Origin of the sequence: Noviherbaspirillum malthae (assembly GCF_015352985.1) — a bacterium.
GTDB classification, from domain to species: Bacteria; Pseudomonadota; Gammaproteobacteria; order Burkholderiales; family Burkholderiaceae_D; genus Noviherbaspirillum; species Noviherbaspirillum malthae.
Genome location: NZ_JACYXF010000005.1, coordinates 137,655 through 151,180 on the forward strand (window position 1 = coordinate 137,655; position 13,526 = coordinate 151,180).

Consider the following 13,526-nt stretch of genomic DNA (forward strand, 5'->3'; position numbering starts at 1 on the left):
TTGCTCGCCTTCGCCAACTATCTCATTTATCTGCTGGTTGCCGGCATCCTGCTTGTTTTTTTCTTCGTGGTCTATACCCGCGTCACGCCCTTCGATGAAGTGCTGCTGATCCGCCAGGGCAATTGCGCTGCGGCATTGTCGCTTGGCGGCGCGATGCTGGGCTTTTCTCTCACGGTCGCCTCCTGCATACTGCATACCAACAACGTGATGCAATTCGCCGCCTGGGCGGTCGCCGCGCTGCTGGTGCAGCTCTTGGCCTACATCGTCACCACCAAGCTGATGCGCATCTCGAGGGAGCATATCGAGGCGGGCAACATCGCTTTCGGCGGCATGCTGGGGGCGATTTCGCTGTCGGTCGGCGCCATCAACGCCGCCTGCATTTCCTGATCCGCCGTGATCGTGTGATTCATTGCCAAGGAAGCCAATCATGGGCCTTTTCTCTTTCGTCAAGAAGCAATTCATCGATGTCCTGCAATGGAATGAAGAAACCGAAGGCGTGCTGGCCTGGCGCTTTCCGATGGAGGGATTCGAGATCCAGAACGGCGCGGCGCTCACCGTGCGCGAATCGCAGGTGGCGGTCTTCGTCAACGAGGGCCAGATCGCAGACGTCTTCGGTCCCGGCAACTACACGCTCAACACCCGCACCCTGCCGGTGCTGACCTACCTGCGCAACTGGGACAAGCTGTTCGAATCGCCCTTCAAGGCGGATGTCTACTTCTTCAGCACCCGCATCCAGACCGGCCGCAAGTGGGGCACGCCGCAGCCGATCACGATCCGCGACAAGGACTTCGACGCGGTGCGCATCCGCGCCTTCGGCATGTTTTCCTACCGCGTCGCCGACCCCAAGCTGTTCTTCACCGAGCTCAGCGGCACGCGTGAAGCCTATACCCGCGACGATGTCGAAGCCCAGCTGCAGGGCATCATGCTCTCCACCATGGCGACCTCGCTAGGCGCTTCCAACATTCCCTTCCTCGACATGGCGGCCAACCAGGCGCTGATGGCGCAGCAGGTCAAGGGCGACCTGGCAACCGCGTTCGCCCGCTACGGCCTGGGGCTCGATGAATTCAACGTCGGCAGCATCAGCCTGCCGGATGAATTGCAGCAGGCGCTGGACGCGCGCATCGGCGCCGGCATGAAAGGCAGCCTGGGCGCTGCCAAGCTGGAAGGCTATACCCGCTTCCAGACCGCGGAAGCCATTCCACTGGCCGCGCAGAACGAAGGCGGGCTGGCCGGACTGGGTGCGGGGCTGTCGGCCGGGATGGCGGTCGGGCAAGTGATGGCGCAAGGTCTGGGCGGCGCGCCGGCTTCACCTACTGCGCCCGCAGCACCGACGGCACCTGCTCCGGCTCCCGCCGCGCAGCCGGCAGCCGACTCGCCCGAAGCGCGTCTCGAAAAACTGAAAGCCTTGCTCGACAAGGGCCTGATCTCCCAGGCCGACTACGACGATGCGAAAGCCAAGGTGCTGCAAAAGCTGATCGGTTAAGGCTGGCCTGATGCAAAACGTTTCCTGCCCGAGCTGCGGCGCGCCGGTCGTCTTCAAGTCGCATGCTTCGGTGATGGCGGTCTGCGAGTACTGCAAGACCACCGTGCTCAAGGATGCCGACGCGGTCAGGGACATGGGCCGCATGTCGGATGTACTGGAAGATTATTCGCCGCTGCAGATCGGCACGTCCGGCACCTATTCCGGCACCGGCTTCACCGTCATCGGCCGCATCCAGCTGCGCTATGAAGGCGGACTCTGGAACGAATGGCATGTACTCTGCGATGACGGCAGGACGGCCTGGCTGTCGGAAGCGTCCGGCCAATACACCTTCACTTTCGAGAAGGACGGCGGCGAAGCGCTGCCGTCCTTCGAGGATCTTCGTCCGGCGCAATCCCATGTCCTGCTCGGCCAGCAATTTTTTGCCGCCGACATCCGCGTCGCCGACTGCATCGGCGGACAGGGCGAACTGCCGTTCCGGGTCGGGCGCGGCTGGCAGGCGCGGGTGGCCGACTTCCGCGGCGGCAAGCGTTTCCTGACGCTCGACTACTCCGAATCCGAACGCCCGAAAATCTATGCCGGCGAAGCCGTCGAGCTCGACCAGCTGAAGTGCCAGCTGCTGCGCGACGACGACACGGTGCGCGATTCCGCCGGCAAAATCCGCTCCAAGGTAGAACCGCTGAATTGCCCGTCCTGCGGCAGCAGCGTGCGCTTCGTGCCGGGCGTGACCCGTGAAATCATCTGCCCCAGCTGCCGCGCCCAGGTCGACACCAGCGCCCGCATTGCGGTGGTGCTGGATGCCGGCCACCGCATGGCGAAGGCGGAGACCACGCTGGAGCTCGGCGCACAGGCGAAGATCGGCAATGCCGCGCATGAAATCATCGGCGTGATGAAACGCCGCGACGATGAAGGCACGGTCTGGACCGAATACCTGATGTACCACCCGCGCGGCGGCTTCACCTGGCTGATCGAGACCGACGAAGGCTGGTTCCGCACCAAGGTGCTGGACGACTGGCCGCAGTGGAGCGGCGGCGGCAATGCAAAGCTGGGTGCGCAGAACTTCAGCAAGCTCTACGACTATACGGCGGAAGTCGTGTTCGCCGCCGGCGCCTTCAACTGGCTGGTCAAGGCCGGCGACAAGGTCCAGGTGGCGGAATTCAAGAACGGCAGCAACCGCCTGGCCGCCGAGCTGACGGAACATGAACTGACCTGGTCGCTGTCGGCGCCGCTGCCGCCCGACCAGATCCGCGCCTGGTTCGGCACGACGGTGAAGGCGGCGAAGCTGCCGCCGAAGACGTCCATCCTGAAGATCGCCAAATACTTTGTGTATGGCCTGCTGATCTTCAACTTCGTGCCGCTGCTGTTTTCCTTCGGCACGACCTGGCGGGTGCTCGCCTTTGCCGCCGCGGCGATCTACATCCCGGCATGGATTCTCAGCCTCATGGACCGCGAGGCTTCATGAACGCGAAGTTCGTCGTCTATGCGCTGGTGATTTCACTGGTCTCCACCCTCATCAGCTGGAGCAAGCTGATGTCGTCGAATACCTCATGGTCAAGCAGCCAGTCCGGCAGCAGCTGGAGCTCCAGTTCGGGTTCCTGGGGCAGCAGCGGAGGAGGACATAAATGAATACGCCTCACCAGCCTTCGGGCATGCACCTGATCGCCGATCTGCATGGCATTTCCGGCGACATGCTGGCCGATCCGATGGCGATGGAAGGCTTGCTCAAGCGCAGCGCAATAGCTGCGGGAGCCGCCATCATCTACAGCCATTTCCACGCCTTCGGCGCCGGCCAGGGCGTGACCGGCGTGGTGCTGCTGGCCGAGTCGCACATCTCGGTGCATACCTGGCCGGAGCTTGGCTTTGCCGCCGCCGATGTGTTCATGTGCGGCGACGCGCGGCCGCAGCAGGCGCTGGATTTGATTATCGAGGCGCTTGCGCCGGCATCGACGTCGGTAAGGCATATTGCAAGGGGGAAGGAGGGTTGAGGATTGGTTGATGCGCCTTCGCCTCACTCCCTCCCCTTCAAGGGCGGCCGGCGAGGTGGAGGGTCGGGGTGGGGATGGGTTCAACTCACGCACACGAAACCCATCCCCGCCCTAGCCCTCCACCTCGCCGGCCGCCCTTGAAGGGGAGGGAAATTCAGGGCCTTTGCGGGCGATCGATGATGATTATTCCTTTAAAGGGAAGAAATCGAAGACGAGTGCTATCTCCGACGAGCACCCCCTCACTTCCTCGACTGCGGCAGATCCACCATCACCGGCGATCCCGGCACCGTACACCCCGTCGAACAGCACTTGCCCGGCTGCCTGTTCGCGGTAATCGGCCGCCGCGGATCCTCGACAATACCGCGCTCCATCAGCCGCTCCACCAGTTCCACCTTGTTGCCGATCGGGTAATTGCGGTAGATCTCCTGCTTCATCGCCGCAGGCGAGCCGCCGCCGTGCAGGCTGATCACCGAGTACCACCCGCCCTGATACGACGCCGTCAGGTCCTCGATGAAACGCGCTGCCTGGATGCGCTTGTCATACGGCACATCAGGATTGGCGCGCAGCACGTCGGCCAGACTGGCCGCGGTTTCCGGGTTGTGGTCCTCGTCCGGCCCCGGCAGCGTGACAATCAACCCGCCCGACACATAATGCGCGATGCGGTGCATGTCGTAGATCTGCGTGGCCAGCAGCAGCTTGCCGATGTTGGAAAACACCGCATCCGGCACGAAGGTTTTGGCCTGCGCATCCTGCGCCGCATACACCGAAGCGGCGACGCCGCAGGCGTAGAAGCCTTCGGTGATCTTGATCAGTTCCACCATCTGTTCGCGCAGGTGGGTTTCCTTGCCGGGATCGAAGCCGTTGGCTTCGCACATCAGCGCGCCGGCGCCGATCAGCAGGTCGCCGAAGCCGGCGCGCGCGCCGATGCAGCTATGGCGGTGATGCGTCGCATAGTTGTAGGTCATGTAGCCGGAGTGCTCCCATTCCCCTGCGTAGAACACCCGCTCCCAAGGCACGAATACCCGGTCGAAGATCAGCACCGCGGTCGACTGGCCGAACTTGTTGGAAAACAGCGCCGATTTTTCCCCCGGCCGGCCGGCGGGACGCGCCACCATGGTGAGACCGGGCGCATCGCCGGGCACCGCGCAGCAGACGGCGAAGTCGGCATCTTCCTGCGTCATGTTGCGGCAGGGCATGACGAGGAATTCATGCATGTAGGGCGCGCCGGTGACGATCGCCTTGGTGCCGGAAATGACGATGCCGCCGGCATTGCGCTCGACAATATGCACGTAGGAATCCGGATTGGCCTGCTGGTGCGGCCGCCGACTGCGGTCGCCCTTGGCGTCGGTCATGGCAATGCCGACGGAGAGGTCGCGCTCCTGCGCGTCATGCAGGTAATTCAGAAAATTCTGCGCGTACTGCGTACCCTTGTCGGCATCGATGCGGTGCGTGACCTGATAGATGGCATTGAAGGCATCGTGCGCGAGATAGCGCTGCGCGCAGCCGGTTTCCTGGCACAGCAGGCGCACCGCCTCCAGCTTGTTGAGCAGGTCGCCGCTGCTGGTATCGATGTGCAGCATGCGGTTGACCTGCTTGCCGCTGCTGTGCTGGGTGGCCAGCATCAGCGGTGCGTATTCTTCCTTGAGCGCATAGTCGTAGGTTACGCCCAGCGCATTGATGCCGGGCGCGAAGGCCGGTTCGTCGGCCACCGATTCGACGCGCCGGCCGTCGAGGTAGATGGTCGGCTTGTATTGTCTCAGGGATTCACGGTACTGCGCAGATGACATCAGCATGTTGGTCTCCTCACGTTATGTGCGTTATGGCCGCAGCGCGCCGATGCGGCACGTTCGCTAACACTTTGCCACAAATATGAACAATGTTCATTTTTCAGTCAAGCCGTTAAATGAAGCCGAGCGATGTGCTAAATTTGCCTCATGAAAAAATCATCATCCGAGCAAAACCAGGACTTGCCGCCCGAGGCCGACGAACCGCGCCTGGTACGCCTTCGCGCCGTCAAGGACATGAAGCGCCAGATGATCCTTGATGCCGCGCGGCGGGTTTTCGAACGCGACGGCTTGCTCGGTGCCAACATGCGCGCCATCGCATCCGAAGCCGGCTATACCGCCAGCGCGCTGTACAACCATTACGCCAGCAAGGAAGACATCTACGGCGACCTGCTGTCGCAGTCTCTCGAGCGTCTCCATGAGGCGGTTCATGCCGGCGACGGCCCCAAGGGCGGTCCCGCCCAGCGCATCGAACGGCAGGCGATGGCTTTCCATGATTTCTATCTCGACAACCCGCGCGAACTCGATCTCGGCTTCTACCTGTTCCAGGGCATGAAGCCGCTGGGCCTGACGCCTGAACTCAATGAGCAGTTGAACCGGCGCCTGCGCGAGTCGCTCGACGGCATCGAGGAAAACCTGGTCACGCTCGGCTTCACGAAAAAGGCGGCGCTGCAGGAGACTACTTCCCTGTTCGGGCACTGCGTCGGCTTGCTGCTGCTGACCCACACCGGGCGCATCCGCATGTTCGGCCAGGACGGACGCGCACTGTTTTCCGCCTATGTAAAAAAACTCATCCAGCAGGTGAAGACATGAACGGACTCTGCGACGCCTCCCGCTCGACGCTGATCATCATCGATCTGCAGGAGCGCCTGATGCCGGCCATCCATGAGGGCGATACGGTGGTAAGGAATGCGCTGCGCCTTTCGCAGACGGCGAAGCTGCTCGGCATTCCCGTGATCGGCACCGCGCAGAATCCGGAAGGGCTCGGCCCGAACGTGGCCGAAGTGCATGCGCAGTGCGAAAAGGTGTTTGCCAAGATGGATTTCGATGCCTGCGCGGAACAAGCTTTCCTGGATGCCCTTGCCGATCAGCGCGGCGAGCTGATCGTCGCCGGCTGCGAAGCGCATGTCTGCGTGCTGCAGACGGTGCTCGGCCTGCTGGGGCGGGGCCGTCATGTGCGCCTCGTCGCCGATGCCATCGGCTCGCGCGTGCCGTTCAACCGGCAGGTCGCGATGGAGCGGGCCAAGTCGGCCGGCGCCGAACTGCTCACCACCGAAATGGTCATGTTCGAATGGATGCGCAGCGCTGCGCATCCGAGGTTCAAGGACATGCTGCGGCTGGTGAAATAAACTCTTCCTTCTTCGCTACATTTTTCCTTCATGAAAATACAGATCGCTTCCGACCTGCATCTCGACCTGCTGCAGGAGCAATTTCCCGGCTACCGCGCAGTGGAGCCGGCCGATGCCGATGTGCTGGTGATCGCCGGCGACATCCATCACGGCGCGGCGGCGATCGAGGCTTTTGCCGACTGGCCGGTGCCGGTTATTTATGTGAATGGCAATCATGAGACCTACCATGAGCATTATCCGGAGCTGATTGCCCGCCTGCGCAGTGCTTCAGTGGGCAGCGGAGTGCATTACCTGGAGGGCGATGTCTGCGTGATCGGCGGCGTGCGCTTTCTCGGCTGCTGCCTGTGGACGGATTACCGGTTCAGCGAACTGGGGCAGGAAGCGGCGATGGCCGAGGCGGAAAAGATTTTGTACGACCATCGCCTGATCCGCACCGACGAAGGCTTGTTCAGCACGGCGGATGCATTAAGCATGCATGAAGCTTCTCGCGACTGGCTGGCGGCGAGGCTCGAGGAGCCCTTCGACGGACCTACCGTGGTGGTGACCCATCACAGCCCGCATCCGAATTCGGTGCATCCGCGATTTGCGGGTTCGCCGCTCAATGCGGCTTTCGTTAGTGACCTGTCACCGCTGATGGGGAAGGCGAAATTGTGGATACACGGGCATGTGCATGACAGCTTCGATTACGAGCTGGCGGGCACGCGGGTGATTGCGAATCCGCGCGGGTATGCGCTGAATCGGCGGGCGGCGACGGAGATCGGGATGGTTGAGTGGGAGAATCCGAGGTTTGATGCGCGGCTGGTGGTGGAGGTTTGAGGGAGGTGTTTGGCTCCCTTCTCCCGCAAGCGGGGCGAAGGCAGGGTTTTGCAAACCACCGGTTTGCGCTGCCGTAGCCGACCCGGCTTGCAAGCCGGGTCGTGGGGCGCGGAGCGAGGGTTGGGAATGAGGGCGGTTGCAAAAGAGCGCCTGACTTGGTGAGCTCCCTCACCCCTACCCCTCTCCCGCCTGCGGGAGAGGGGCTATGGAGGCTGACGCACCTACTCTAGCCTCAAGACCAGAGAATGCTCCCTTCTCCCGCAAGCGGGAGAAGGGCTGGGGATGAGGGGGCTTGCAAGAGAGAGGACTTGGCAACTGCCCTCACCCCTCTCCTGCCTGCGGGAAAGGGGCTGCAAGGGCTGCTTCGTCAAGCCGTCCCCGCTCCAGCCTCAGCAACTCCAGCATCTCGTCCGGCGACAACTTCACCGCCGCCTCGCTGCCCTCCAGCAGACTGTCCGCCAGTTCCCGCTTGCGCTTGTGCAGGTCGACGATCCCCTCTTCCACCGTATGCCGCGCGATCAGCCGGTAGATCGTCACCGGCCGCTGCTGGCCGATGCGATGGGCGCGGTCCGATGCCTGGTCTTCCACCGCCGGATTCCACCAGGGATCGAGATGGATCACGTAATCGGCCGCCGTCAGATTGAGCCCGGTGCCGCCGGCCTTCAGGCTGATCAGGAAGACATCGCCTTCGCCGCGCTGGAAGGCGTCGACGCGGCGCTTGCGCTCGGCCATCGGCGTGCCGCCGTCAAGATACTGGTAGCGGATGCCCCGCTGCTCCAGCCAGGCACGCACCAGCGCCAGATGATCGACGAACTGGCTGAACACCAGCGCCTTGTGGCGGTTTTCCAGCAGCTCTTCCAGCAGTTCTCCGAACACGGCCAGCTTGCTGCCGGACAGATGCAGCTCCGGCGCCACCAGGTCGGGATGGCAGCAGGCGCGGCGCAGCTTCATCAGTTCGGTGACGATCTGGATCGCCTTCTGCGTGCCGGGCATGTCGTCTTTTTCGATGCGTTCCAGCGCGCTGCGGCGCAGGGCTTCGTAGAGCGCCGTTTCTTCCCGGCTCAAATCGACATGCCGCACCATCTCGGTCCGCGCCGGCAGTTCGGTCAGCACTTGGGCCTTGGTCCGGCGCAGGATGAAGGGCTGGATCAGGCGGCGCAGCCGCAGGCGCGACTGCACGCTCTTGTGGCGTTCGATCGGCAGGGCGAAGCGCTCGCCGAACTGCTCGGCCGAGCCCAGCAGGCCCGGATTGATGAAGCGGAACAGGCTCCAGAGTTCGCCGAGATGGTTTTCCACCGGCGTGCCGCTCAGCGCAAGGCGGAAATCCGCCTGCAGCCGGAATGCCGCCTGGCTGCGCTTGGTCTGTGCATTCTTGATCGCCTGCGCCTCGTCGAGCACGACCGTATGCCAGCGCACGCCGGCGAAGCGGTCCGCTTCCTGCTGCAGCAGGCCGTAGCTGGCCACGATGACATCAAAGGCCTGGAGATTGTCCAGCATCTGTGCCCGCTCGGCGCCGCCGAACATCCGGACCTTGAGCGTGGGCGCGAAACGCGCCGCCTCATCCAGCCAGTTCGGGCAGACCGACGTCGGCGCTACCACCAGCGCCGGCCCCTGCGACGCGCGCAACAGCAGCAGCGCCAGGGTCTGTATCGTCTTGCCGAGGCCCATGTCGTCGGCCAGGCAGGCGCCGACGCCCCAGAACGCCAGCCGCGACAGCCATTCGAAACCCTCGAACTGATAGTCACGCAGGTCGGCGCGCAAGGTGCCGGGCAGCTGCGGCGCATGGTCCTGCACTTGACGCATGCGTTCCAGGTGATGCCGCCATTGCAGGTCGGCATCGACCGCACCGCACTCCCCTGCGAATTCCTCCAGCGCGCCGGCGGCCAGCGGACTGATGCGCACGCCCTCCTCGCTCTCGTCATCCGTTCCGTCCACATCGGCGACGTCCGCCAGCTCGGCGATGCGGCGGTGGAATTCCTCGGTCAGGGCGATGAAGCGACCGCCTTCGAGCGGAACGAAGCGGCCCGGCCTCTGCCGCGCATTGAACAGCAGGCTGCGCAGGTTCAGCACCGTCTTGTCATCGATGCGCAGCTTGCCTTCGGCGGCGAACCAGTCGCGCTCGCTTTTCACCGTCAGATGCATCTGAGACGGTTTGGCCTCGGCCACGATGCGGAAGCGCTCGCCCTGCGGCCATGACAGCGCGATGTCGTCACAGGCATGCAATTGCATCAGCAGTTCCAGGCAGGTTTCCGGCGAGGCCAGATACCAGTCGCCATGCGCATCGACGGCTTCGTTGAGCGCCGCACAGCGCTCCACCAGCGCAGCGGCGGCGGCACGCTCGGTGTCGAGCGCGCGCCGCGCCTGCAATCGCCTGCCCTCCACTTCGGCGATCACCTGCTCGCCGCCCTTGCCGGGCTGGTAGGCCGGTCCCTGTTCGCCGAACGGCTTGACCAGGATCTGCATCTTCAGGCCGTCGCCGTAGGGAATGAGGTGCACATGCAGGCGTTCCTCCGCGTTCACCTGCGCCACTTCGTCGACGCTGGCATCCAGATCGGAATGCACGGTCACCAGCGTGGACACGGCGCCGACCGCGCGCAGCAGCTGTTCGCGCGCATGCGCCGGCACCACCAGGTCATTGTCGATGATGACGGCGATCTGCCGGTGCTCTTCCCTGACCGGATAGATGCGCAGCCGCGCCGGCGTCTCCCTGACGATCGTCACCTGGCGGCGCGATGTGCTGTCGACCGGCGGCTGCAGGCACAGACGCAGCTTGCCGCCGCTCTCGGTCACGAGCAGTTCGGTCTCGCCCTGCAAAAGCTCTACCCGGGTGTCCGGCTGGTCCTGCCAGAACACCAGCGGATGACCAACCAGCGCCAGTACCGCGCGGTCGTTGTCGATGTCATAGCTGGCGCCGCGATAGAACGACGGACTGACGCCGATGGCGGCGATCACTTCGCGGTCCTGCGGCGTCAGGAATTCCGGCGGCTCAGCCTCGTCGCGCAGGCGCTTGAGCGCCACCGGCCGGCCGCGTCCCCACTGTCCTGCGGCATCGCCATGCTGCTCGCGCGGCTCGATCTCGACCGTGTGACGCTGCGCGTCGTAGGCAATCAGCCAGATCAGCCGGCCAGGCGCTTCCGTCTTCGGCGCAGCGGGCTTGCGCAATTCCATCAAGGCTTCCAACTGGCGCTCCCAGGGCTCCTTCTGCTCGAACCAGTCGCACACGTCATCCAGGCTATGCTGGCGGCGCAATGCCGCGGCTGCGTCGCTGTAGGCCTCCTCGCCGAGGCGCGCCAGCAAACCGGCTGCCTGAGCGGCCACCCAGAAGTAGCCGTTGTCCTGCGCCCGGCGCTGCAGGTCGATCAATGCCGCCTTGTCCTCGCCGGTCAGCGCCTGGCCCAGCCAGTCGGCCACCAGCGCATGAAACAGCCGCGGCAGCATGCGCTGCGCATGCGCCGCATCGAGCGGCGGCAGCGACGGCGTCTTCTGCGCGCCGGCCTGTACGTCATGCAGCGCCTGCAGCACATTGAACATGTGCAGGCTGCCGTACTGCGCATTGCGCCGCGCCAGAGGCAGGAAGGCATCGACCAGCTTGCGGTGCCGCGCATCGCCCGAACGCAGCATCGCCAGCACGAACAGGTAGGCCGAGGGGCCGTCAAGCATCACGTTGCGCTTGCCGGTTTCCTTGCGCAGCGACTTGAGCGCCGCTTCGAAGGCGGCTTGCGCCTGCGGCTGCTCGCCGCGCAGCGACAGGATCGCAGCGCGCGGAAAATCCGCTCTCACCGAGTCGCAGCCGTCGAGCAGCGCGGCGGCTTCGTCGAGCTGGCCGCAGAGCAGCAATTGTTCCGCGAAGGCCAGCTTGAGATTGCCGGCTTCCGCGGAATCGGCGACATCCGTGGCAAGGCGCTGCCGCGTCCAGTCGCGCAGCGGCGACAGAGACTCAGGCTCGTCCTGCGCATGCGCCAGCAGGCAGGCCATGGCCTCGTCCTGCACGGCCGGATGCAGATGCGAAAACAGCGCCGCATCGAAGGGTTGTCCGAACAGCACGACGTAGGGATGCAGCTGCCGGTATTCCGGGAAGCGGGTGCAGGTTTCCAGCCAGGGCGTCACCTTGTCCGGCGGCTGACCCTGCAACAGGGCCATGCGCAGCCGCGACAGCGCCTGCCGGTAGCTGCGCAGGAAAACATAGCCGTCGTAGGTGCGGCCCACCGGCGTCGCGCTTTCGACGGCGCGGCACAGGGCGCCGAAGGAAGGACTGTCGAGCGCCGCATGGAGCGCGGCATGCAGCAACGCATCGCGACAGACGTAGCCGTTGCCTGGCGCATCCTGCAGCAGCGCCTTGCGCTTCATGGCGTCGATCAGCATCGCCAGCGTATCGGAGGTATAGGGAAGGCCTTCGTCGTCGATGGCACCCAGCATGCGCAGGCATTCGAGCAGCCGCACCTTGCCGAGCGGTTCGCTGTGCAGCGCCAGCAGCGAAACGAGCGTGCGCTCGGCTGCCGTGCAGGCCTGGAGGTGATCCTGGGCGGCGTTGTCGGCGTTGTCGATCACCGGGTCAGGCACCATGGGCAATGAGGGAAAGTGAACAATACGGCATCACGGGAGCGGATGAATGCGAGGATCGGCATGCATGCATTTTACCGCCTGTCGCCGGCAGCGGCCTTGCATCCAGCTGTCCGGGCTTTACTGGTCCAGCTCCTTGTAGGCGCGGAAGATGCCGTCGTTGTTGAAGGCCTGCCGGCGCTTGGAGGTCAGATAGGCCTTGATGCGCTTGCGGGCAGCGACGCGGTCATGCAGCGCCGCCAGCAGGGGAGTGTCTTTCTCCACCCGCTTCATGTTGCGCGGGAAGGCGTAACGCAAGCCTTCGATCAGCTGGAACATCGACAGGTCGGCATAAGTGATTGCGCTGCCTGCCAGCCAGTCGGTGCCGGCAGGATTGCGTGCAATGACCGATTCGAAATAGTGAAGAAATTTCGGCAGGCGCATCTGCGTGAAGTCCTGTGCGCGGCGCAGCGCTTCCGGTTTCTGGTCTTCGTAATACAGGCCGCTGCCGATCGGATGATGGGTATCGTGCGCTTCGGTGAGCATGTCGGCGATGGTGAGCTGCAGCTGATGCACCCACAGGCGCCCTGCCTCATCGTCGGGCACCAGACCGAGCCGGGGCCCGAGGAAAAGCAGGATATTGGCCGTCTGCGCAATGATCTGTTCGCCCGCTTTCAGGAAGGGCGGCGCGAACGGCAGGTGGACGAGTTCCGGGCTTTCCATCAGCCGCATCATCGCCGCCATGCCCATGCCGCTGCTTTCGGCGCGGCGGCAAACATCGACATAATCGGCGCCCGCCTCTTCCAGCGCCAGGCGGATGAATTCGCCGCGCCCCTGGATGCCCGGCCAGTAATACAGTTCGTATTGCATGCATCGCTCTCCTGTTGTCGATGTTCCCTCTTAGCATGAAACATCGCCTGAAAATGCGCGATCCATTGTATTGAATCGCCCTGCCACCATGCTGGGATAGAACAAAGGTGAGCAAAGGAGAACAAAGCGCACAGGCCGGCGGCAGGTTCCCACGCCGCGTCGTATCATGGTTGCACATCAGGCCATGGAGGAAGACATGAGCGACAACTTGACCGAAGAAGCAGGCCGGCCCGACTGGCGCGACAACGGCGTGCGCGTGGTGCCCGGGGACAATCTCGACACCAACACGCCGCAGACGCCCGGCATGAACCGGGCCGCCGCGATCAATTACGCGCGGGTCGGCGCGCAAAAGCTGTGGGCCGGCACGGTGACCATTCATCCGAATGCAAAGACCGGCGCGCATCATCACGGCGCGCTGGAAAGCGTGATCTACGTGGTGCGCGGCCGGGCGCGCATGCGCTGGGGCAACGAACTGGAATACACCGCCGAAGCCGGCCCCGGCGATTTCATCTACGTGCCGCCTTATGTGCCGCACCAGGAAATCAATGCCAGCGAAAACGAGCCGCTGGAATGCGTGCTGGTGCGCAGCGACAATGAAGCGGTAGTCATCAACCTCGATATTGCCGCCGTGGAACGGCCGCAGGAAGTGCATTGGGTCGATCCTATCCACAAGCATCCGCATCCTTGAACGACTTGTGATTGA

Annotated in this window: 12 protein-coding genes; 9 read left to right on the plus strand and 3 right to left on the minus strand. The window is 63.9% G+C overall.

The window, feature by feature from the left end:
- The 5 genes from IGW03_RS10275 to speD are packed head-to-tail and all read left to right on the plus strand — an operon-like array spanning position 1 to position 3,465.
- Positions 1-387, plus strand: coding sequence for a DUF350 domain-containing protein (locus tag IGW03_RS10275; RefSeq protein ID WP_194722460.1), 387 nt, complete (start codon positions 1-3; stop codon positions 385-387).
- A 40-nt stretch (positions 388-427) separates the two neighbouring features.
- Positions 428-1,483 carry an SPFH domain-containing protein gene (locus tag IGW03_RS10280; RefSeq protein WP_194722461.1) on the plus strand — a complete coding sequence of 352 codons (1,056 nt, stop codon included), beginning with the start codon at positions 428-430 and terminating at the stop codon, positions 1,481-1,483.
- Positions 1,484-1,493: 10 nt separating this feature from the next.
- On the plus strand, positions 1,494-2,942 hold the full coding sequence (locus IGW03_RS10285) for a DUF4178 domain-containing protein (protein WP_194722462.1): 1,449 nt from the start codon (positions 1,494-1,496) through the stop codon (positions 2,940-2,942).
- Complete coding sequence (locus IGW03_RS10290) at positions 2,939-3,106, plus strand: hypothetical protein (RefSeq protein WP_194722463.1); 168 nt, start codon at positions 2,939-2,941, stop codon at positions 3,104-3,106. The genes IGW03_RS10285 and IGW03_RS10290 overlap by 4 nt, the downstream gene beginning before the upstream one ends.
- On the plus strand, positions 3,103-3,465 hold the full coding sequence (speD, locus tag IGW03_RS10295; protein ID WP_194722464.1) for an adenosylmethionine decarboxylase: 363 nt from the start codon (positions 3,103-3,105) through the stop codon (positions 3,463-3,465). Before IGW03_RS10290 ends, speD begins: the two co-directional genes overlap by 4 nt.
- A 239-nt stretch (positions 3,466-3,704) precedes the next feature.
- Here speD and IGW03_RS10300 read toward each other — a convergent pair whose 3' ends face one another.
- A complete protein-coding gene (locus IGW03_RS10300; protein WP_194722465.1) occupies positions 3,705-5,258 on the minus strand; it encodes a 4-hydroxyphenylacetate 3-hydroxylase family protein in 1,554 nt (517 codons plus the stop codon).
- 141 nt (positions 5,259-5,399) lie between these two features.
- Between IGW03_RS10300 and IGW03_RS10305 the strand changes: the two genes are divergently transcribed.
- The 3 genes from IGW03_RS10305 to IGW03_RS10315 are packed head-to-tail and all read left to right on the plus strand — an operon-like array spanning position 5,400 to position 7,414.
- Positions 5,400-6,062 carry a TetR/AcrR family transcriptional regulator gene (locus IGW03_RS10305; protein ID WP_194722466.1) on the plus strand — a complete coding sequence of 221 codons (663 nt, stop codon included), beginning with the start codon at positions 5,400-5,402 and terminating at the stop codon, positions 6,060-6,062.
- Positions 6,059-6,598, plus strand: coding sequence for an isochorismatase family protein (locus IGW03_RS10310; protein WP_194722467.1), 540 nt, complete (start codon positions 6,059-6,061; stop codon positions 6,596-6,598). The genes IGW03_RS10305 and IGW03_RS10310 overlap by 4 nt, the downstream gene beginning before the upstream one ends.
- Before the next feature lie 30 nt (positions 6,599-6,628).
- Positions 6,629-7,414, plus strand: coding sequence for a metallophosphoesterase (locus tag IGW03_RS10315; protein WP_194722468.1), 786 nt, complete (start codon positions 6,629-6,631; stop codon positions 7,412-7,414).
- A 321-nt stretch (positions 7,415-7,735) separates the two neighbouring features.
- Here the strand turns inward: IGW03_RS10315 and IGW03_RS10320 are convergent, their stop codons facing one another.
- The gene (locus tag IGW03_RS10320) at positions 7,736-11,977 is read right to left on the minus strand and encodes a DEAD/DEAH box helicase (protein ID WP_194722469.1); all 4,242 of its coding nucleotides are present in this window, start codon (positions 11,975-11,977) and stop codon (positions 7,736-7,738) included.
- Between the two features lie 117 nt (positions 11,978-12,094).
- The gene (locus IGW03_RS10325; protein ID WP_194722470.1) at positions 12,095-12,823 is read right to left on the minus strand and encodes a glutathione S-transferase; all 729 of its coding nucleotides are present in this window, start codon (positions 12,821-12,823) and stop codon (positions 12,095-12,097) included.
- Between the two features lie 196 nt (positions 12,824-13,019).
- Between IGW03_RS10325 and IGW03_RS10330 the strand changes: the two genes are divergently transcribed.
- Positions 13,020-13,511 carry a cupin domain-containing protein gene (locus IGW03_RS10330; RefSeq protein ID WP_194722471.1) on the plus strand — a complete coding sequence of 164 codons (492 nt, stop codon included), beginning with the start codon at positions 13,020-13,022 and terminating at the stop codon, positions 13,509-13,511.
- Positions 13,512-13,526: the final 15 nt, after the last annotated feature.